This window comes from Nitratireductor sp. GCM10026969 (assembly GCF_042660605.1).
GTDB lineage: Bacteria > Pseudomonadota > Alphaproteobacteria > Rhizobiales > Rhizobiaceae > Chelativorans.
This window is the reverse complement of the sequence record NZ_JBHSUM010000034.1, coordinates 17,389-36,766: the sequence shown is the minus strand read 5'-3', so window position 1 is coordinate 36,766 and position 19,378 is coordinate 17,389. Positions and strand designations below refer to the sequence as shown.

Annotated in this window: 18 protein-coding genes; 4 read left to right on the top strand and 14 right to left on the bottom strand. The window is 65.3% G+C overall.

The features are described from left to right. Positions 1 to 494 precede the first annotated feature (494 nt). Complete coding sequence (locus ACFP9U_RS10040) at positions 495 to 2,438, top strand: M23 family metallopeptidase (RefSeq protein ID WP_378621058.1); 1,944 nt, start codon at positions 495 to 497, stop codon at positions 2,436 to 2,438. A gap of 172 nt (positions 2,439 to 2,610) precedes the next feature. Here ACFP9U_RS10040 and ACFP9U_RS10035 read toward each other — a convergent pair whose 3' ends face one another. The 8 genes from ACFP9U_RS10035 to ACFP9U_RS10000 all read right to left on the bottom strand — a co-directional run bounded on the left by ACFP9U_RS10035 (position 2,611) and on the right by ACFP9U_RS10000 (position 13,975). Then, positions 2,611 to 3,966 (bottom strand): L,D-transpeptidase, encoded by a 1,356-nt coding sequence (locus ACFP9U_RS10035; protein ID WP_378621057.1) that lies wholly within the window; start codon positions 3,964 to 3,966, stop codon positions 2,611 to 2,613. Positions 3,967 to 4,198: 232 nt separating this feature from the next. Beyond that, positions 4,199 to 4,552 carry an MmcQ/YjbR family DNA-binding protein gene (locus tag ACFP9U_RS10030; RefSeq protein WP_378621055.1) on the bottom strand — a complete coding sequence of 118 codons (354 nt, stop codon included), beginning with the start codon at positions 4,550 to 4,552 and terminating at the stop codon, positions 4,199 to 4,201. A 16-nt stretch (positions 4,553 to 4,568) separates the two neighbouring features. Continuing rightward, positions 4,569 to 7,181, bottom strand: coding sequence for an ATP-dependent chaperone ClpB (gene clpB, locus ACFP9U_RS10025; protein ID WP_378621053.1), 2,613 nt, complete (start codon positions 7,179 to 7,181; stop codon positions 4,569 to 4,571). Positions 7,182 to 7,414: 233 nt separating this feature from the next. Continuing rightward, on the bottom strand, positions 7,415 to 8,089 hold the full coding sequence (locus ACFP9U_RS10020; protein WP_378621051.1) for a DUF4167 domain-containing protein: 675 nt from the start codon (positions 8,087 to 8,089) through the stop codon (positions 7,415 to 7,417). 257 nt (positions 8,090 to 8,346) lie between these two features. Further along, a complete protein-coding gene (gene prmC / locus ACFP9U_RS10015) occupies positions 8,347 to 9,270 on the bottom strand; it encodes a peptide chain release factor N(5)-glutamine methyltransferase (RefSeq protein ID WP_378621050.1) in 924 nt (307 codons plus the stop codon). Next, the gene (gene prfA, locus ACFP9U_RS10010) at positions 9,263 to 10,342 is read right to left on the bottom strand and encodes a peptide chain release factor 1 (protein ID WP_378621048.1); all 1,080 of its coding nucleotides are present in this window, start codon (positions 10,340 to 10,342) and stop codon (positions 9,263 to 9,265) included. The genes prmC and prfA overlap by 8 nt, the downstream gene beginning before the upstream one ends. A 13-nt stretch (positions 10,343 to 10,355) precedes the next feature. Then, positions 10,356 to 12,626 carry a phosphoenolpyruvate--protein phosphotransferase gene (gene ptsP, locus ACFP9U_RS10005; protein WP_378621046.1) on the bottom strand — a complete coding sequence of 757 codons (2,271 nt, stop codon included), beginning with the start codon at positions 12,624 to 12,626 and terminating at the stop codon, positions 10,356 to 10,358. A 74-nt stretch (positions 12,627 to 12,700) separates the two neighbouring features. Beyond that, positions 12,701 to 13,975, bottom strand: a complete 1,275-nt coding sequence (locus tag ACFP9U_RS10000; RefSeq protein ID WP_378621043.1) for an aspartate kinase — start codon at positions 13,973 to 13,975, stop codon at positions 12,701 to 12,703. Positions 13,976 to 14,202: 227 nt separating this feature from the next. On the opposite strand from ACFP9U_RS10000, the gene ubiG reads away from it, so the two are divergent. Then, positions 14,203 to 14,964, top strand: a complete 762-nt coding sequence (gene ubiG / locus ACFP9U_RS09995) for a bifunctional 2-polyprenyl-6-hydroxyphenol methylase/3-demethylubiquinol 3-O-methyltransferase UbiG (protein ID WP_322453735.1) — start codon at positions 14,203 to 14,205, stop codon at positions 14,962 to 14,964. A 110-nt stretch (positions 14,965 to 15,074) separates the two neighbouring features. Next, on the top strand, positions 15,075 to 15,368 hold the full coding sequence (locus ACFP9U_RS09990) for a hypothetical protein (RefSeq protein WP_378621041.1): 294 nt from the start codon (positions 15,075 to 15,077) through the stop codon (positions 15,366 to 15,368). 150 nt (positions 15,369 to 15,518) lie between these two features. Here the strand turns inward: ACFP9U_RS09990 and ACFP9U_RS09985 are convergent, their stop codons facing one another. The 4 genes from ACFP9U_RS09985 to ACFP9U_RS09970 are packed head-to-tail and all read right to left on the bottom strand — an operon-like array spanning position 15,519 to position 17,855. Continuing rightward, positions 15,519 to 15,944 (bottom strand): DUF1178 family protein, encoded by a 426-nt coding sequence (locus tag ACFP9U_RS09985; protein WP_378621039.1) that lies wholly within the window; start codon positions 15,942 to 15,944, stop codon positions 15,519 to 15,521. Continuing rightward, on the bottom strand, positions 15,941 to 16,792 hold the full coding sequence (locus ACFP9U_RS09980; protein ID WP_378621037.1) for a carbon-nitrogen hydrolase family protein: 852 nt from the start codon (positions 16,790 to 16,792) through the stop codon (positions 15,941 to 15,943). The genes ACFP9U_RS09985 and ACFP9U_RS09980 overlap by 4 nt, the downstream gene beginning before the upstream one ends. Then, complete coding sequence (grxC, locus tag ACFP9U_RS09975) at positions 16,789 to 17,055, bottom strand: glutaredoxin 3 (protein WP_378621036.1); 267 nt, start codon at positions 17,053 to 17,055, stop codon at positions 16,789 to 16,791. The genes ACFP9U_RS09980 and grxC overlap by 4 nt, the downstream gene beginning before the upstream one ends. A 26-nt stretch (positions 17,056 to 17,081) precedes the next feature. Then, positions 17,082 to 17,855: a ComF family protein gene (locus ACFP9U_RS09970; RefSeq protein WP_378621034.1), complete on the bottom strand. Its 774-nt coding sequence runs from the start codon at positions 17,853 to 17,855 to the stop codon at positions 17,082 to 17,084. A gap of 81 nt (positions 17,856 to 17,936) precedes the next feature. Here ACFP9U_RS09970 and ACFP9U_RS09965 point away from each other — a divergent pair, with 81 nt between their 5' ends. After that, entirely contained in the window at positions 17,937 to 18,815 is an 879-nt protein-coding gene (locus tag ACFP9U_RS09965) for a methyltransferase domain-containing protein (protein WP_378621033.1), read from the top strand. An 8-nt stretch (positions 18,816 to 18,823) separates the two neighbouring features. Here ACFP9U_RS09965 and ACFP9U_RS09960 read toward each other — a convergent pair whose 3' ends face one another. Both ACFP9U_RS09960 and ACFP9U_RS09955 read right to left on the bottom strand, forming a co-directional pair. Next, positions 18,824 to 18,991, bottom strand: coding sequence for a Flp family type IVb pilin (locus ACFP9U_RS09960; protein ID WP_378621032.1), 168 nt, complete (start codon positions 18,989 to 18,991; stop codon positions 18,824 to 18,826). A gap of 65 nt (positions 18,992 to 19,056) precedes the next feature. Further along, positions 19,057 to 19,365 carry a hypothetical protein gene (locus tag ACFP9U_RS09955; protein WP_378621031.1) on the bottom strand — a complete coding sequence of 103 codons (309 nt, stop codon included), beginning with the start codon at positions 19,363 to 19,365 and terminating at the stop codon, positions 19,057 to 19,059. Positions 19,366 to 19,378: the final 13 nt, after the last annotated feature.

Here is a 19,378-nt window from a genome sequence, read left to right as displayed (position 1 = left end):
GAACCCGAAAGCCCCGGAAACACGAGCTCCGCCGCCCACGCTTCTCTTTCTTCTATATGCAATTGTCAAAGAACAGACAACGTTTCGCCGTCTTCGGGCCAATGCTGTTTGGCGTCAGCCCTATTGAGTGTCGCTTGCGCGGCTCTCTGTATGGATGCACGAGAGCAAGCGTCCCTGTCGCCAGCGGCGCTGCCGCCCTCGTTGTGGGGCGTATATAGTCGTCCCCTTCTTCGACTGTCAACGGTGAATCTGACCTTTCTTGAATTTTTTGCGACGCCACCCTTTCCACTCCGACGTGGGGGAATCATTCATCAACAGCCCAATCCGACAAGGCCACATTGGAGCCCAAATCGCTTCCTACCGATCTTGATCAGCCTCGGGGGATTCGTTTTTGTGCGAGCGCCTGCGCGCCCCGGGAATCGCGCCCGTAAGTTGACTTGGCGCGGGCGGACGGGCATGAGGGTTGCAGCGCGAACAAGGGAGCGAAAACGACGTTGGAGCGCAGCGAGAATACCCGACCGTCGATGGGCAACGAGCCACCGCTGATCGCCGACGGGCGCAGCGGCCCGCCCGACCGCCGGGAAATTTCCGCGCGGTGGCTCCTCGGTACCTTTCTTACCGGCGTGACGTCGACCGTCCTCATGGGCGTCGCCCTGTCCGCCGCCCTCGACGGGCGAGAGCAGCTCGCCACCCCACCCGAAACGGCGCTGCCCGCGGATATGGCAAGGGACTCGGGCGAAGCCGCCAAGACGACGAGACTGGTTCCCACGCTCGCACTGGCCAAGCCCAGCGAACGGCGCCGGATGGAAGTGTCGACGGTCATGAAGCAAGGCGACCGCGACGTCATCCGCACCCTGCCCTTCGTTCACGTCCGCATGGCCCTTGCCGCCGGCCACAGCACCAACAAGGACTACCCGGCCTTCGATCCGCTCTCCGTCTTCGCCGAGGACGGCGCGACCAGCGAAGCACCCACCGGCCTTATCTACGGCGCCAAGGTGGAAAGCGAAGTCAGCCTGCGCACCGTCCCCTTCCCCGTGCAAACCGCCGCATTCGACGAAAACAGCGATCTGACGGCCGAGGAGGTCGAGCAGGTCGTACGCAACACCGGTTCGATTCTCACCGAAGGCGACGTCCAGGTCGCCGCCTTGCACTATGTGGACCCGCAGCGCTTCGGTGGCGGCTCCCTCGCCACGGGCGCCTTCGGCGGTCTCGGCGGCGTCCGGATCGTCCAGGAGAATGTCTCGGTCGCGCAGCGCACGCCCCCCCAGGGTCATTCTACCGGCTTTGCAGAAGACATCATCTCCTTCACCGGGAACGAGACCATCACGGAGGCGTTCCGGAAGTCCGGTTATGAGGGCGAAGACGCCGAAGGCATCGCCCAGGCCATCGGCAAGCTCCTCAATGCAGAGACGCTCAAGGCCGGAACGCTTCTGCGCGTCGGCGTCGAGGTCAAGGAAGAAAACAGCCGGGTCGTGCGCACCAGTGTTTACGACGGCAGGCAGCATGTGCTGACCGTCGCCCTCGACGACCGCAATCAGTTCGTCCCTGCCGAAGAACCGGAATCGGGGGCCGAGTTCCTGGCCGCCCTCGACAACGAGCCACGGCCGCTGCCGGCGCGAACCGACCTGCCGCGCATCTATGACGGCATCTACAATGCCGCCTATTCCTACGGCCTGACCAAGGCGATGACACAGAAACTGATCCGCCTGCTGGCCGCCGACGTCGATTTCCAGTCCCGGCTTTCGCCCAGCGACCGTATAGAGGTCTTCTTTTCGCAGCCCAACGAGGACGGCAGCGCCTCGGACAATTCCGAGCTTCTCTACGTCTCCGCCACCTTCGGAGACAAGACACGGACCTTCTACCGCTTTCAGATGCCCGACGGGACCGTGGACTATTTCGACAGGGAGGGGCGCAGCTCGCGCCCCCTTCTCCTGCGCAACCCGGTTCCTAACGGCCGCTTCACCTCCGGCTTCGGCATGCGCCGGCACCCGATCCTCGGCTATTCGCGTATGCACACCGGCGTCGATTGGGCCGCCCCCCGCGGCACACCGATCATCGCCTCCGGGGACGGGACGGTCGAAAGCGCCGGCTGGGCAGCCGGCTACGGGCGCCAGACGATCGTCCGCCATGCCAACGGCTACCGCACCTCCTACAACCACCAAAGCGCCATCGCCAAGGGCGTGGTGGCCGGCGCCCATGTGCGCCAGGGCCAGGTGATCGGCTATGTCGGCTCGACGGGGCAGTCGACCGGCAACCACCTGCACTACGAGGTGATCGTCAACGACCGCAAGGTCGACCCGATGCGGGTCCGCCTGCCCGACAGCCACACGCTCGAGAGCGAGGCACTGACCGCCTTCAAGCGCGAGCGCGACCGGCTCGAAAATCTCCTGGAGGATTCCTTCAACGAGCCCGTGCCCGTCGCCGAGGCGGCACAATAGGCCGTGACGAAGTCGGGCGCCGCCTGGCCAGCTGGAACGCAAGCCTCTTACCGGGCCTCCGGAACATGGCGCGAAACACAGTTGCGAACAGGTCGAGCCGGGCGCAGGCCCGTCTCTGTCTGCCTACGCTGTCATGCAGTGGCGGGAGTCCGGTCTTTTCCGCGGCTCGCCTCTATTCGACGAACTCGACGGTAACGCCGGGCTTTACCCGACCTGCCAGTTCCTCGGCATCCCAGTTGGTCAGCCTCACGCACCCGTGTGAATAGGTCTTGCCGATCTTCGACGGGTCGGGCGTGCCGTGGATTCCGTAGCTGGGCTTGGATAAGGCGATCCAAACGGACCCGACCGGCCCGTTCGGTCCCGGCGGGATGGTCAGCACGCGGTCGTTGTCGCCCTGCTTGAAGTTTTTCTTCGGGTCATAGGTGTACTCGGGATTGAAGGCGACCCGCGCCACCTCGTGCGTGCCGGTCGGCGACGGTGTGTCAGCCGAACCGATGGTGGCGGGGTAGGCGGCGACCAGCCGGCCCGCTCCGTTGTAGGCGCGAAGCTGCTTGCTGCTCTTGTCGGCGACCAGGCGTGCCACCTCGTATTCAGCCGGCTCACCCGGATCGACAACGCGTATGATGGTGCCCGCCCGCTCGAAGTTGGCCTCCGGATTGAGGGCGATCAGGAATTTTTCGTCCATGTGGAAGCGTTCGGCCAGCATCTCGCTGACCCGGGTGTAGCCCAGGCGCTCGAGCTTCGCCTTCTCACTGTAGTCCGAGGGTACCGAAGCGATATACGGGCCGGCGGCATCCTCCGCCGTGATCGTATATTCCGTGAAGGCGGGGCCGCCCGTCCGCTCCAGTTCAGCCTCGATCCACTCCTTGTCGTATGTCCGCATCCGCTGCCAGGCGATCTCCTTGTAAGCGTCGATCGCCTTGTTGACGTTGTCACCCGTGCGTCCGTCGATCACACCGGGCGAGGCGCCCACCCGGTCGAGCAGAACCTGGAACTTCGCCACATCCTCGCTGGCGCCGTCGATGTCGGGAACGGTGATGGCGAGATCCGGCGGCAGCCGCGGGGGACGGGATGCCTCGCGGCTGCCGTCGGTCTGCGGGCCGTCGAGGGAATCGCGCCGCACACTGCGGTCCTCCGATGGCGGCGGCAACGCGCCCCTGGCGACGGGCGCCTGGTCGCGCCACCCATCGTCGCCGTCTTCCGGTCCACCGTAGGTCTCGTCGTAGCGGTCGTCCTCGTAGAGCGGAGGATTGGCCGGTTCGATCGATTCGTAATCGTCCCAGCCCCGGGTGATCGCAGCCTCGCGATCGCGGTGAAACCGCTCCACGTCCCGCGGGTCGGTGAAGTCGTAGCTACGCCAGCCGTTCCCGCGCTGCTCACGGGGAGGGGGAGGAGGCGGCGGCGGTGGTGCCGCCCCGGCTAGCGGCTCGCGGATCTCCACCACGCGGCCGGTGCGCGGATCGACCACGACCTCACGCCCGTACTGATCGATATAGACGTCAAAATCATAGGCCTGTGCCAACTGCACTGACCCACCTGCCTCTTCGTGAGGCACGTGCATGTCCCCCGACAAGGCAGCCGCGGCCGCGCCGGGTGCGGCCAAAGCCATGCACAGAAAAGCCGGAAGAAATCTCTTCAAGACAGGTGCTCCTGACGCATTTTCGCGAAAGCGACGTGATTCGGCTGCTTATCGTGTCGCGTAGAAAATGAACCGGGCATTAAAATGGCCAACAGCGCGAGCTTATGCCGACGCGCATGTATCAGCCCAGCTGTGTTTGAACCTTTTTCGGCAAGCCTGCAAAGACCCGGCGATAGCTCTCGGCTATATAGTCCCGCAGCGCATCGTCATCCATTGTTTCGGCCGAGTGACGCTGGATCCATTTCATGCCGCGCGAGGCGAGATACGGCGCCGGGCGCAGGCCCGGCTGCTCCTTCAGGATCTCGAAAGCAACGTCGGAGCATTTGAACGTGACGGCGAGCATCTCTCCATCACCCCATCCGCCGATGGCAAACACCTTTCCGCCCACCTTCCAGACGTGCGCGCCGCCCCATTGAACCACATGGGTGGCATGCGGAAGGGAGGCGCAGAAGCCGTTGTAGTCCTCGAGCTTCAATACGCCTCCCTCTTCTTCAGGCGGCCTGGCCGGCCGCTTCCTCGACATTCTGCCGCGCCCGGAAGATCAGGCGATCGGAACCGGCCGTCACCTTGACCGTGGACCCGTCGAGAATCTCGCCCATGAGGATCTTCTCGGCAAGCGGGTCCTGCAGCTCCTTCTGGATGACCCGCTTCAAGGGCCGCGCGCCATAGGCGGGATCATAGCCCTTTCCGGCAAGCCATTCCACGGCCTCCTCGTCCAGATCCAGCGTGATCTTGCGGTCCGCAAGCAGACGCTCGAGCCGCTCGAGCTGGATCGTGACGATCTGGTTCATGTCCTGGCGGCGCAGACGGTGGAACAGGATCACCTCGTCCACCCGGTTGAGGAATTCAGGCCGGAAGGAGGCCTGCACCACGCCCATCACCTCGTTGCGCACCTTGTCGACATCCTCGCCTTCCGCGAGATTGACGAGGTATTCGGCGCCGAGGTTCGACGTCATGATGATCAGCGTGTTGCGGAAGTCCACCTTACGGCCCTGCCCGTCGGTCAGCCGCCCGTCGTCGAGTACCTGCAGGAGCACGTTGAAGACGTCCGGATGCGCCTTTTCGATCTCGTCGAAGAGCACCACCTGATAGGGCCTGCGGCGGACGGCCTCGGTGAGCGCCCCGCCTTCCTCATAGCCGACATAACCGGGAGGCGCGCCGATCAGCCGGGCCACGGAATGCTTCTCCATGAACTCCGACATGTCGATCCTGACCATCGCCTGTTCGTCATCGAACAGGAAGTTGGCGAGGGCCTTTGTCAGCTCCGTCTTGCCCACGCCCGTGGGGCCCAGGAACATGAAGGAACCGATTGGCCGGTTCGGATCCTGAAGGCCGGCGCGCGCGCGCCTGACCGCCTTGGAGACGGCCTGCACCGCCTCGCCCTGGCCGACGACACGTTTGGCGAGCGCGTCTTCCATGCGCAGGAGCTTATCCCGCTCGCCTTCCAGCATCTTGTCGACGGGAATGCCCGTCCAGCGCGAGACGATGTGTGCCACGTGGTCCGGCGTCACGGTCTCTTCGACCATGCTGCGAGCGCCATCGCTGGTCGCCTCGGCTTCGGCGAGCCTCTTCTCCAGCTCCGGAATGCGTCCGTAGGCCAGTTCGCCGGCACGCTGGAACTCGCCCTTGCGCTGGGCGATCGCCAGCTCGTTGCGGGCCTCGTCGAGCTGGCGCTTGAGGTCGGCGGCAAGCCCCAGCTTGTCCTTCTCGGACGCCCAGGCACTCGTCAGCCGGGCGGACTCTTCCTCGAGTCCGGCCAGTTCCTTCTCCAGCTTCTCCAGCCGGTCCTTCGAGGCCGCGTCCTTCTCCACGCGCAGCGCCTCACGCTCGATCTTGAGCTGCATGATGCGCCTGTCGAGCTCGTCGAGCTCTTCCGGCTTGGAGTCGACCTGCATCCTGAGCCGCGAGGCCGCCTCGTCGACGAGGTCGATCGCCTTGTCGGGCAGGAAACGGTCGGTGATGTAACGGTTCGACAGATTGGCGGCCGCCACAAGCGCGGAGTCGGAGACACGCACCTTGTGGTGCTGCTCGTACTTCTCCTTGAGCCCGCGCAGAATGGAGACGGTGTCCTCCACCGTCGGCTCGTTGACGAAGACAGGTTGAAAGCGCCGGGCAAGCGCCGCGTCCTTTTCCACATGCTTGCGGTATTCGTCCAGCGTCGTGGCGCCCACGCAGTGCAGTTCGCCCCGCGCCAACGCCGGCTTCAAAAGGTTGGATGCGTCCATGGCGCCGTCGGCCTTGCCGGCCCCGACGAGCGTGTGCATCTCATCGATGAAGAGGATGATGCCGCCGGTGGCGGCCTGAATCTCGGATAGAACCGCCTTCAGCCGCTCCTCGAACTCGCCGCGATACTTCGCGCCGGCGATCAGCGCACCCATGTCGAGCGCCATCAGTTGCTTATCCTTGAGCGATTCGGGGACGTCGCCATTGACGATCCGAAGCGCCAGCCCCTCGGCGATCGCCGTCTTGCCGACGCCGGGTTCGCCGATCAGAACCGGGTTGTTTTTCGTGCGCCGCGACAGCACCTGGACGGTGCGGCGGATCTCCTCGTCGCGGCCGATGACGGGATCGAGCCGCCCTGCTCGCGCATCGTCCGTCAGGTCCCGCGCATACTTCTTGAGCGCGTCATAGCCCTCTTCCGCGCTCGCCGAATCGGCGGTGCGGCCCTTGCGTAAATCGTTGATGACCTGGTTGAGCGCCGTCGGCGTTACTCCGGCCTTGGCCAGGATATCGGCCGTCTTGGCGGATTTCTCCACGGCCAGCGCCGTCAGGAGCCGCTCGACGGTGACGAAGCTGTCGCCCGCCTTCTTCGCCACCTCCTCGGCGGTCGCGAACACCTTCGCCAGCGGCTGGGCAAGGTAAAGCTGACCGCTGCCGCCCTCCACCTTCGGCATTGCCTCCAGCGCGGCATCAACGGCGAGCTTCACATCCCTGGCATTCCCGCCGGCGCGCTCGATGAGCGAGGCGGCGAGCCCCTCGTCATCATCAACGAGCACCTTGAGGATGTGCTCTGGCGTGAACTGCTGATGATTTCGGGAAAGAGCGAGCGTCTGGGCGGACTGGATGAAGCCGCGCACCCGCTCGGAATATTTTTCAATGTTCATTCCGTGTCTCCATTTCCGTGCCGACCCGGCTCCGCGGCGTCAGACAGGCTAATGTGACGGACCCCCAACGACTTTGATCGAGGTCATCGCCGCTCTCTCGGCAGGCCCACTCGAGCGAGATATGGGGACATTTTTCCGGATGCACAAGATTATGGCACGAACGCAAAGCGGCGGGCAAATGCCCGCCGCGCAACGTCGTGAATTCGTCTCTGAAGAAAGCGCGCGCCCGAAGGTCAGCTCTGTGCAGGCGCCTCTTCCGTGCCGGCGGCGGCCTGCTCATCGGCCTTCTTGGCGCGGGGACGCCGGGTGCGCTTTGCCGGCTTCGGCTTGGCTTCCGAAGCTTCCTCGGTGTCGTCCGCGGCCTTGCTCGAGGCTTCAGCCTCTTTGCCAGCCTCAGCCTCGGAGGTCTCCTCATAGTCGCGCCCGTTGCCGTTGGCCTTGGCGCCATTGGCCCGGTTGCTGCGCTGGCGTTCGTTGAGAGCGACCTCTGCGGGTGTTCCGTCGATCACCGGCTGCGGGCCGGTCCCATCGTCCACCCGCGAGCGCTGCTCGGCGCCGTTCTGCGCGGGTGCCGTCTGCTCGTCGCGCGTGTTGCGCTCGTCAAAATCCTCGTCGCCTTCTTCGCGGCCATCGCGGGAATTCTGCTGCGGTTGCACCTGCGCCTGCGCGGCGGCGATGATCCGATTGTAGTGCTCTGCATGCTGGAGATAATTCTCGGCTATCACCCGGTCGCCGGAACTCTGTGCGTCACGCGCCAGCGTGGCATATTTGTCGGCAATCTGCTGAGCCGTGCCACGAATCTTCACATCCGGCCCGTTGCTTTCATAGCTGCGGTTGAGCGGATTGGGTCCCTTGCGATTGCCATTGCCGCGTCCGCGCATACGCCTGTTCTGCTGTTGTGGCCTCATTCCATTCTCTTTGTTCGAGACGTCGATTGCATGTGTATTGCAGAGAAAACGAGCGCCTAGGCCGTCTGTCTCACAATTTTCCCCTGGCGAGATGGCGCCTCTGAACAGGCGCGAATGCCATAATGGTCCGATTGGTGTCTACTTGCCCAATGATCCCCGCACGAAGCGCATGCGTCAAAAACGCAAAAAGGCAGACTGTCCGCGGGAACCGAATCGAAAACGGCGCTGCCTGCTTCGTCTCATCCGGCAGGCGGAACCTAGCGGCATTCCGGCATCTTGCCAAGTGTTTTTTCCATCCCTCGGATTGGGCGCGCTGCGCTTACCAGAAGCGCCCTGTCATGCCCGCCCAGATCGCGGGCCATTCGGGCCGTGTGAAGACCCCTCGCTGCGAATATATCCCGCACCGGGCGGGTCTGGTCATATCCCGTTTCCACTACGATTGCTCCTTCGGGAGCAAGGTGGCGCCCTGCGCCCTCGGCGATCCGTCTGTAGAAATCAAGTCCGTCGGGGCCGCCGTCGAGCGCGATGCGCGGATCGTGTTCACGCACCTCGCGTGAAAGCGTCTCCAGGACGGCCGTCGGTATATAGGGTGGGTTGGAAACGATCAGGTCGAAACATCCCTCGACTTCCGCGAACACATCGGACTTCAGCGTACTGAATCGCCACCCTAGGTGATTTATATCGGCATTGGCACGCGCCGTTGCAAGGGCATCCTCGGAAATATCGACGCCCAGCGCCTCGGCTTCGGCCACCCGGCTCATAAGGGCGAGTGCGATTGCCCCGGTGCCGGTGCCCAGATCGAGGATCCGGCAGCGCCCCCGTTTCGCGGCGATGCGCCGGGCCTCCGGCAGCGCCAGTTCCACCAGCGTCTCGGTGTCCGGCCGCGGCTCCAGCGTTTGGGGCGAAAGCGAGAGCTTCAAGCCGTAGAACATGCGGTGCCCGAGGATGCGATGGACGGGGATGCCCGCCTCCCGCCGTGCCACCGCTTCAAGCGTCGCTTCGGCTGCGGCACCCGCCACCGCCTGTTCCGGCCGGGCGATCATATCCGTCCAGCTTGCCCCGGTATGATGTTCGACGAGCAGACGGGCCTCCAGCGCGGGATCTTCGACACCGGCAGCAGCGAGCCGTAGCCTGCTAATCTTCAGAAGTGCCCCCAGCGTGGCCGGGCGATCGTCATCCATCGGACCCGGCTTCGGCGAGCAGCTTGGACTGGTGGTCGGCGATCAGCGCATCGATCACCTCGTCCAGTTCGCCCTCCATCACGCGATCGAGCTTGTAGAGCGTCAGGTTGATGCGATGATCGGTCACGCGTCCCTGGGGAAAGTTGTAGGTGCGGATGCGCTCGGAGCGGTCACCGGTGCCCACTAGCAGGCGCCGCGCCTCCGTACGCTCGTCGGTCGCCTTCACCCGCTGGGCGTCGAACAGGCGTGCCCGCAGGATCTGCATGGCGCGTGCCCGGTTCTGATGCTGCGACTTCTCCGCCTGCACCACGACGAGGCCGGTCGGGATGTGTGTGAGGCGCACCGCCGAATCGGTGGTGTTCACATGCTGACCGCCCGCGCCCGAGGCCCGCATCGTGTCGACGCGGATGTCCTCCGGCCGGATCTCCACGTCGATTTCTTCCGCCTCCGGCAGCACCGCCACCGTCGCCGCCGATGTGTGAATCCGGCCCTGCGCCTCGGTCGCGGGTACGCGCTGGACCCGGTGCACGCCCGATTCGAACTTGAGCCGCGAGAAGACGCCGCGGCCCGATACCGTGGCGATGATCTCCTTGTAGCCGCCGGCCTCGCCTTCGCTCGCCGACACGACCTCGACGCGCCAGCCCTCCTCGCCGGCATAGCGTTCATACATGCGGAACAGATCGCCGGCAAAAAGCGCCGCTTCGTCGCCGCCCGTCCCGGCGCGGATTTCCAGGATCGCGTTCTTCTCGTCCGCTTCGTCCTTCGGCAGCAGAAGCACCTGCAGCTTCTGGCGCAGGTCCTCCACGCGCTCGGACACGTCCTCGTGATCGGCCACGGCCAGTTCGCGCATGTCGCGTTCGGTGGACGTGTCGGCGATCATCGCCTCGAGATCGTAAAGCTCCGCTTCCGCCTTCTTGAGCGCGCGGATGGCATCGGCGACCTCCTGCAACTCGGCATACTCGGACGCCAGTTTTACATAGACCTCCGGCGCGGGGCCGGCCGCCATCTGCGCTTCGAGCAGTTCGAATCGCTTCAACACCTGGTCCATCCGGTCGCGCGGCAGTTCGGTCATTCTGTCTCTTGGCTCAAAGGGAAAGGCCGTGTTCCTTGGCGAACGCGGTCAGTTCGGCGCGGATATCGGTCTTCGCGCCGTGATTGGCAAGGGCTGTGTCCATTCGCTCCGTCAGTTCCCCAAGCGGCAGCTCGCAGACCAAGGCCTTGACCGGTCCGATGGAGGCCGCTGCCATGGAGATGGAGCGGTAGCCGATTCCCAGAAGCGCCATGGCGGAGATCGGCCGCCCGGCGAGCTCGCCGCACAGGGTCACGGGCTTGTTCGCCGCCTGGCCGGCCTGGACGATCTGGCGCAGGAGCCGCAGGAACGGCACGCTCAGCGGATCGAACCGGTCGGAAAGGCGGGTATTGCCCCGATCCGTTGCAGTGACGAACTGGAACAGGTCGTTGGAGCCGACCGAGACGAAGTCCACCGCCTGCATCAGTTCGTCGAGTTGCCAAAGCAGCGACGGCACCTCGATCATAGTGCCGAGCTTCAGCCGGGTGGGCAGATGGTGCGCGAAGCGGGAGAGATGCCGCACCTCGCGGTCGATAATCTCGCGCGCGCGGTGCACCTCGTCGATTTCCGTCACCATGGGCAGCATCAGCCGCAACTCGCGCCCGCCGGCCGCCTTGAGCAGCGCGCGGATCTGCGTGCGCAGGAGGCCGGGCCGGTCGAGCGTCAGACGGATGGCGCGCCAGCCGAGCGCCGGATTCTCCTCGTGCTGCGCGCCCTTGAAATAGGGCAGCACCTTGTCGCCGCCGATGTCCACCGTGCGGAAAGTGACGGGCTTGCCGGACGCCGCGTCCAGCACCTCCCGATAGAGCCGCTCCTGCGCTTCCGCACGCGGGAAGGTGAGCGCCACCATGAACTGCAGCTCTGTGCGGAACAGGCCGATGCCGGCCGCGCCCGACTGGGCGAGCTGCGGCAGGTCGACGGCGAGCCCGGCATTCATCATGAGGTCGACGGGAATGCCGTCCTTGGTCACCGAGGGCTTTTCGCGCAGCGCCCGGTAGTGCTGTTGCCGGCGCGCGCGAAAACGCACCTTCTCCGCATAGGCCGCCTCGATATCGGGCTGCGGCCGCAAATGCACCTGACCGTCCTCCCCGTCGACGACGATCGCGTCGCCGTTCTCCGACATGGAGACCGCACCCTTCACCTCGCCGACGGTGGGCAGCCCGATCGCCCGCGCCACGATGACGATATGGCTGGTCGGCGCGCCGTCCTCCAGTACGAGGCCGCGAAGGCGCTCGCGCGGGTAGTCCAAAAGCTCCGCCGCACCCATGGAGCGCGCGACGATGACGGCATCCTTCGGCACGGCTTCCGACAGCGCATCCGGGCCGCCGCCCATGAGCTGGCGCAAAAGCCGATTGGCGAGATCGTCGAAATCGCTCATGCGCTCGCGCAAATAGGGATCGGTCATGTGCATCATGCGCGCGCGCATGTCGCTCTGGACCTTCTCGACCGCCGCTTCCGCCGTCAGCCCGTTGCGCACCGCCTCTTCCAGGCGCCGCACCCAGCCGCGGTCGTTGGCGAACATGCGATAGGCCTCCAGCACCGCCCGATGCTCACCCTCGAAGGCCACGTCGCGCCTGGACAGCATGTCGTCGATGGAAAGACGCAGCGAGGAGAGCGCCGCCTCCAGCCGCTCCGTCTCCTGATCGCTGTCCTCGTTGAAGAGGTTGGTGACCACGATGCGCGGCTCGTGCAACACCACGTGGCCAAGGCCGATCCCCTCGTTGAAAGCAAGCCCCTTGAGGGAGACAGAGCGGCGCAGGTCCAGTTCGATTCCCGGCCGGGTGAGGCGGGCGAGATCGCCCATGGCGATCATCTCGGCGATCACCATCGCGACCGTTTCCAGCGCCTCGACCTCGTCCTCGCGATAATGGCGCTTGGTACGGTTCTGCACGACCAGCACGCCGAGCGTGCGGCCCGCCCTCAACACCGGCACGCCGAGGAAGGAGTGATAGATTTCCTCGCCCGTTTCCGGCAGGTATGTGAAGGCCGGATGCTCCTGTGCCTCCGACAGGCTCAGCGGCCGTGCGCTGGCGGCGATGGTGCCGACGAGGCCCTGGCCGAGCCTGAGCTGCGCCAGGTGCACGGCATTGGGATTGAGCCCCTCGGTTGCATAGAGCTCGAGCACGGAGTCGGACCGCAGGATATAAAGCGAGCAGACCTCGGCCACCATGTTCTGGGCGATTTCGCGCACGATGCGGTCGAGCCGCTCCTGCGGCTCCAGTGCCTCCGCGAGCATCTCGCGGAGACGCCTCAGCAATACGCGCGGGCCGGCGGAAATCTCTCGCATCTCACCTAGCTCCAAAGCCTCTCCCCGGCCCTGCCGGTTTGGCAGCACCGGGGCACGGATCAAGACAAATGTCTCTATTGCTTATCGAGACCATAGACGGAATGCAAAGTCCGCACTGCCAATTCCGCATAGGCGCCGTCGATCAGAATCGAGATCTTGATCTCCGAGGTCGTGATGGCGCGGATATTGATTCCCTTTTCCGCCAGGGCTTTGAACGCCGTCGCCGCCACGCCGGCATGGCTGCGCATGCCAATGCCGATGACGGAAACTTTTACCAGGCCGGCCTCGGACTGGATGGCGTCGAAACCGACGTCGTTGCGCGCCTTCTCGAGCATGGCAACCGCCTTCTCGAGATCGCCCGTTGGCACGGTAAAGGTCATGTCCGTCTTCGAGCCGTCCTCGGAGACATTCTGGACGATCATATCAACATTGATGTTGGCCTCGGCCAGCGGCCCGAAGATGCCGGCAGAGACCCCCGGCCGGTCGGCCACGCGGCGCAGCGAGATCTGCGCCTCGTCCTTGGCGTAGGCGATACCGGTGACGACTTGCTGTTCCACGATTTCTTCCTCGTCGCAAATGAGCGTTCCGGGCGGGTTGTCGAAGTCGCCCATGCCCGGCGCGTCCGGATCCTCGAATGACGATCTTACGAAGGTCCTGACCTTGTGCACCATGGCCAATTCCACCGAGCGCACCTGCAGCACCCTGGCCCCCTGGGAGGCCATCTCCAGCATTTCCTCGAAAGAGATCTTGGAAAGCCGCCGCGCCTTCGGCTCGACCCGCGGATCGGTCGTGTAGACACCGTCGACGTCGGTATAGATGTCGCAGCGGTCCGCCTTCACCGCCGCCGCCACCGCCACCGCGCTCGTATCCGAGCCGCCGCGGCCCAGCGTGGCGATGCGGTTGTCCGGCGCCAATCCTTGGAAACCGGTGACCACCGCCACCTGGCCCATTTCCATCCGGCGCACCATCTCGCTGCCGTCGATGTCCAGGATGCGCGCCGCCCCGTGCGCGTTGTCGGTGCGGATGGGGATCTGCCAGCCCTGCCAGGAGCGCGCGTCCACCCCGATCGATTGCAGTGCGATGGCAAGCAGACCGCTCGTCACCTGCTCGCCGGAAGCAATGATCGCATCATATTCGCGCGCATCGAAGAACGGCGAGTTTGCATCGCACGCCCTCGGCATCTCCCGGGCCCAGCCGACCAGCTCGTTGGTCTTGCCGGCCATGGCGGAGACGACGACCGCCACCTCGTGTCCGGCATCCGCCTCACGTTTGACGTGGCGCGCCACGTTATGGATGCGGGCGATATCGGCGACGGACGTCCCGCCGAATTTCATCACGATGCGCGCCATGGTCTTCGGAAATGCCTTCGTCGTAACGGATAACCGGCGGGCTCCGCCGCACCGGGCTCGTGGAACTCGGGCCGTTTGAACGGCGCGTTTTCAATAGCCAATGGCGGGCGCTTCCGCAAGCGAGCGCGTCTGTCGCAAAAAATGGGATGACGCCGCGCCACGGATCGGACAGGCTTGACAACGGCCCCGGCTGACCCGACTTGATTGCTTCGCAAGAGGAGGCCAGCATGCCTGAAGCCCGACGAACGACCATCGATGCCGGCGAGGTCGAGCGCTTTTCCGCGCTCGCCGCGGAATGGTGGAACCCGAACGGCAAGTTCCGCCCGCTGCATAAGTTCAATCCCGTGCGGCTCGCCTATATCCGCGACCACGTCGCCGCGCATTTCGGCCGCGACCCCAGGGCCGCTCAGCCCTTCGCCAACCTGCGGTTCCTCGATATCGGCTGCGGCGGCGGGCTTTTGTGCGAACCGATGGCGCGGCTCGGTGCCGAGGTCGTCGGCGCCGACGCCTCCGAAACCAATATTGAGGTCGCCCGGCTGCATGCGGCCGACAGCGGCGTGAAGGTGGACTACCGCGCCGAGCCCGCCGAATCACTGGCCGACAAGGGTGAGAAGTTCGACGTCATCCTCAACATGGAGGTGGTCGAGCATGTGGCCGATCTCGACCTCTTCATCGGCAAGTGCGCCGAGATGCTCAATCCCGGCGGCATCATGTTCGTGGCCACCATCAACCGCACGCTGAAGGCACTGGGGCTTGCCATCATCGGCGCGGAATACCTTCTGCGCTGGCTGCCGCGCGGCACCCACCAATACGGGAAGCTGGTGCGCCCGGAAGAGCTGGAACGCGCCCTGACCGGAGCGGGCCTTGTCATGCGCGACCGCACCGGCGTCATTTACAATCCGCTCTCCGACCGCTGGCAGCGCTCCCGTGACATGGACGTCAACTACATGGTTCTCGCCGAAAAGAACGCATCCGCATCGTCCGATTGATCGTGAAGCCCGCGCGGGCGCGAAGAGCATTAACCTGACATGACCATGTGCTTCAGAACCGGTTCAACCGGGGCGGGCAATACACCTCCTGTCAACAAGGAGGAATAGTCATGACGATCTACACCGCAAAACCGGCACCCCTGTCCCTGGCCTTCGGCGCGGGGCTGCTCGCCCTGGCCTGCATGACCGGCACCGCACAGGCGGAAGACAAATGTGAGGGGCAAAAATGGCCGTACTATTCGGACGAGTGCTTGAAGCAGATCGTTTCCGAAATCTGTAAGGCGGGAGGCGGCGGCTCCACCTGTGATGAGTCGGCAGCCCGCGGCCTGGTCATTTCCGGCAAGGTACGAGCCCCGTCCGAACCAGCCGTTCGACTGGAACAGCCGCGCCGCCTACGTCAGTAGCGCAGAAGAGATCCGGTGCCGCGTGAATGCGTGGCGCCGCGTCTTCGTGTTAGAGCAATTCCAGGAAAAGTGGAAGCCGGTTTTCCGTCGGAGTTGCGCAGAATCAAATAATTAGATCAGTTCACCGTTTCCGTGAGACGGTGAACTGATCTAATTGCGATCTTCGGGAAAAGCGGGCAGCGGCATGAATTCAACGCCGTCCTCGGCAAGCTCCTTGGCCTCCTCGGGCGTCGCCTCACCATAGATGCCGCGAGGATCCGTCTCGCCGAAGTGGATCTTGCGTGCCTCCTCGGCGAACTTGTCGCCGACATAGTCGGCCTTCTCGCGGATCTTCTCCGACAGCGCCTTGAGTTGCGCAAGCGCTTTCTTCTGTTCCTCGCTCATACCGAGCGCTACCGGTTTCTTGTCCCTGCCGGTGGCCACGGCCGGCGTCATCAGCGCCTTTTCGATCGCGTTCGAACCGCAATGGGGGCAGGAGATAAGCTGCCGGCCCTTCTGCGCCTCGAAGTCCTCCCCATTACGGAACCACGCCTCGAAGCCGTGTTCATTGTCGCAAACAAGGCCGAAACGGATCATGACGCGCGCCGCCCATACACTGCCTCGGCGACCGCGAATTCCCGCGCATTTTGAAGATTGGGAACCTTCGCCCGCGCCGCACCCGCCGCGGCTGTATCGATATCCGCCACGATCACCGCCGGATCGTCGTGCTCGGCTTCGGCCACGATGCGGCCCCACGGGTCGACAACCAGAGAGTGCCCGTAGGTCTCCCGCCCGTCCGCGTGCCGTCCGCCCTGGGCGGCGGCGATCAGCCAGGCACCGTTCTCGATGGCGCGCGCACGGGTCAGCACATGCCAGTGCGCCGCGCCCGTCTGCCGCGTGAAGGCCGCCGGCACCGTCAAAACCTCGGCGCCCGCCAGTGCCTGAGCGCGGAAGAGTTGCGGGAACCGCAAGTCGTAGCACACCGACAGGCCGAGGCGCATATCCGGGAGCGTGGCCACGATCGACTCGCTGCCCGGCGCATAGGTCGCCGATTCACGCCAGCTCTCGCCGTTGTCGAGATCGACGTCGAACATGTGGATCTTGTCGTAGGTGGCGATCCGCGCCCCGTCCGGTCCGAAGAGAAAGGCGCGGTTGGCGACCTTGTCGTCGCCAAGCCGGATGGCCGTGGACCCCACGTGCAGGAAAAGCGAAAGCTCACGCGCCAGCGCCGCGGCCATGCCGACCAGCGGATCCTCCTCCGCCGGCCTGACCCGCTCGAAGAGCGCCTCGCGGCTGCGCACGAGAATCCCGGTCATTTCCGGGCTCTGCACATAAGCAGCCCCCATCCCGGCGGCTTCCCGCACCAGCGCCTCGAAATCGGCGACGTTGCGTTGAATGTCCGTTCCCGAACGCATCTGCAGCGCGGCAACGCGTATCGTGCTCATGCCCCGGTCTCCTTGATCATCGTGTCGAGACGCCCGTCGCGTTCGAGCGCGTGCAGTTCGTCCGCCCCGCCGATATGGCGCTCGCCGATGAATATCTGCGGGAAGGTCGTGCGCCCGCGGGAACGGTCGATCATCTCCTGGCGCAGTTCCGGGGAGAAGCTGGCGTCGTGCTCCTCGTAGGCGACGCCCTTGCGATCCAGAAGCCGCTTCGCGGCCGCGCAAAAGCCGCAGCCCATGCGGGTATAGATGGTCACATTCGCCATTATATGATCCGTCGCTCCTTCGCCGCCTATATAGTTCCGGGCTCGGCGGACGCAAAGTCCCCCGGCAGGACCCGGGCGAAGGTCAGGACATCCACCTGGCGCGCGCCCGCCCGCCTGAGCGCGCGAGCCGCCGCCGCCACCGTGGCGCCGGTCGTGTAAACGTCGTCGATCAGAACGATCCGCCGCGCCTTGAGCGCAAGCTTGCCCTCGACCGGCACGGTGAAGGCGCCGCGCACATTCGCTTCCCGCTCGCGCACGCCGAGCCCCACCTGCTGACGCGTCACCCGGCGGCGGATGAGCGCATCCGGCCGGTAATCGAGCCCGGCAAGCCGTGCGAAAGCCCGGGAAAGCTCCGCCGACTGGTTGAAGCGACGGGAAAAGAAGCGCCATCGGTGCAGCGGCACCGGCACCACGACCGCCCCGTCCGCCACCAGTTCCCGGCCCGCCCGCAGCATCCAGCGCGCCATCCATGGTGCCAGATCCGTGCGATCCGAGAACTTCAGCCCCTGCACCATCCGCCGCGCCACCCCGTCATAGGCGACGGCCGCACGCGCCCTTGCGAAAGGTGGCGGATTGGCGATCGCCTCGGCCGAGAGGAACCCCTCGCCCATGTCATAGCTGAAAGGCGTTCCCATGACCGGGCACCAGGGCGGCTCGAGGAAGCGCAGGTCCGGCCAGCACTCCGGGCAAAGCGTGCCGGGCGCGGTGACGAGGTTGCGGCAGCCGAGGCAGACAGGCGGGAAAAGCACCCGCGCAGGCCACTGCCGCGCCCGTTCGCCCACCTGCCTGATAAACCCCATGCTTGTCTGCCGGAAAATGCCACCCACCTTTGCACTATAGCAGTTTTGTGCCATTGCGCACGGTCGAACGGAAAGCGACGAATGGACCTGATCTTCGACCCCGAACTCCTGCGCGCGCGGAAGCGACGCGCTCTCGCTGCGCGCGAGGAAGGCGCCGGTTTCCTCATGCGCCGCGCCGCGGAAGACCTCATGGACCGCCTTGCGACGGTGGAGCGGCGCTTCCCGCGCGCGGCCGCCGTCTTCTGCCTCACCGCAGACGCCGCCGATGCCATCATCGAAAGCGGCAAGGCGGACGAGGTCGTGCGCGTGGAAGCCGACGAACGCCTTCTGGACGGCGGCTATGAGGGCCGGCTCGCCGCGCACGAAACCGTGCCGTTGCCGGCGGAGAGCCTCGACCTGGCCGTCTCCCTGTTGACGCTGCACGAGACCAACGACACGCCCGGCCTGCTCCTGCAGATCCGGCAGGCCCTGAAGCCCGACGGCCTGTTTCTCGCCGCCCTGGCCGGCGCCGGCACGCTCCAGGAATTGCGCGAGAGCCTGCTTCAGGCGGAAACCGAGATCAGCGGCGGCGCCGCACCGCGCGTCAGCCCCTTCGCCGACGTACGCGATACCGGTGCGCTCCTGCAGCGGGCGGGCTTCGCCCTGCCCGTCACCGATCTCGACACGTTGACGGTTCGCTATTCCACCATGTTCGACCTGATGCGCGACCTGCGCGCCATGGGTGCCACCAGCGCGCTCGCCGAGCGCAGCCGCCGGCCGGCGACGCGCGGCCTGTTCCTGCGCGCTGCGGAGATCTACCAGGAGCGGTTCGCCGATCCCGACGGGCGCATCCGCGCAACCTTCAACATCGTCTGGATGTCCGGCTGGGCACCGGACGCTTCCCAGCAGAAACCGCTGAAGCCGGGCAGCGCCAAGGTCTCCCTGAAAAGCGCCCTGTCCGGCGGAAAGGACGAGGGTTAAGGAAAAGGCTATCGCACCGCAGTGGCGAGGCTCTGCCCCGGGCCGCCATAGGCTTCCCCCACGAGCCGCCCGAGCTCCGTGGCGCTGGCGATGATCGCAAGCGCCAGGATACCGGCGATCAGCGCGCATTCGACCGCGGTGGCGCCCTTGTTGCTTCTCACGAACTCTTTCAACATCGCAGCCTCGCGCCGATCGCCATGCAAGCTGACAGCAAGCCGTTAAGAAAGTTTGACGATGACGGTCAGCAGTCGCCGCGCCTGCTGCCGTCGGCGCTGATGATGCAGACCGAGTCCGGCGAAGCCTGCAGCACGCTGCGGCGCACCGTATAGGCGCTGCGCCCCCGCCCGACCGAACCGGTCTTGACGTTATCGAGCCGCGTATCGAAAGCCGCCGTGTTGTGCGTCTTACGCTCCAGGAGCGGAGTGAGCAGAAGCGCGAGCGCGAGCGCCACGGAGCCGAACAACAGCGTAACCCTCAGCGCACCGGCACCTGCGCTGCTGACGCGCGCCCAACCTCTGCGGCCACTGGATTCGTCGTTTTGCGAGTGCATCGCCCCTCCAGCC

Coding starts and splice junctions, on each gene's coding strand:
- clpB (WP_378621053.1), bottom strand. CDS start 7,181: ATGAACATTGAAAAATATTCCGAGCGGGTGCGCGGCTTCATCCAGTCC.
- ACFP9U_RS10020 (WP_378621051.1), bottom strand. CDS start 8,089: ATGAGGCCACAACAGCAGAACAGGCGTATGCGCGGACGCGGCAATGGC.
- prmC (WP_378621050.1), bottom strand. CDS start 9,270: ATGGATGACGATCGCCCGGCCACGCTGGGGGCACTTCTGAAGATTAGC.
- prfA (WP_378621048.1), bottom strand. CDS start 10,342: ATGACCGAACTGCCGCGCGACCGGATGGACCAGGTGTTGAAGCGATTC.
- ptsP (WP_378621046.1), bottom strand. CDS start 12,626: ATGCGAGAGATTTCCGCCGGCCCGCGCGTATTGCTGAGGCGTCTCCGC.
- ACFP9U_RS10000 (WP_378621043.1), bottom strand. CDS start 13,975: ATGGCGCGCATCGTGATGAAATTCGGCGGGACGTCCGTCGCCGATATC.
- ubiG (WP_322453735.1), top strand. CDS start 14,203: ATGCCTGAAGCCCGACGAACGACCATCGATGCCGGCGAGGTCGAGCGC.
- ACFP9U_RS09990 (WP_378621041.1), top strand. CDS start 15,075: ATGACGATCTACACCGCAAAACCGGCACCCCTGTCCCTGGCCTTCGGC.
- ACFP9U_RS09985 (WP_378621039.1), bottom strand. CDS start 15,944: ATGATCCGTTTCGGCCTTGTTTGCGACAATGAACACGGCTTCGAGGCG.
- ACFP9U_RS09980 (WP_378621037.1), bottom strand. CDS start 16,792: ATGAGCACGATACGCGTTGCCGCGCTGCAGATGCGTTCGGGAACGGAC.
- grxC (WP_378621036.1), bottom strand. CDS start 17,055: ATGGCGAATGTGACCATCTATACCCGCATGGGCTGCGGCTTTTGCGCG.
- ACFP9U_RS09970 (WP_378621034.1), bottom strand. CDS start 17,855: ATGGGGTTTATCAGGCAGGTGGGCGAACGGGCGCGGCAGTGGCCTGCG.
- ACFP9U_RS09965 (WP_378621033.1), top strand. CDS start 17,937: ATGGACCTGATCTTCGACCCCGAACTCCTGCGCGCGCGGAAGCGACGC.
- ACFP9U_RS09960 (WP_378621032.1), bottom strand. CDS start 18,991: ATGTTGAAAGAGTTCGTGAGAAGCAACAAGGGCGCCACCGCGGTCGAA.
- ACFP9U_RS09955 (WP_378621031.1), bottom strand. CDS start 19,365: ATGCACTCGCAAAACGACGAATCCAGTGGCCGCAGAGGTTGGGCGCGC.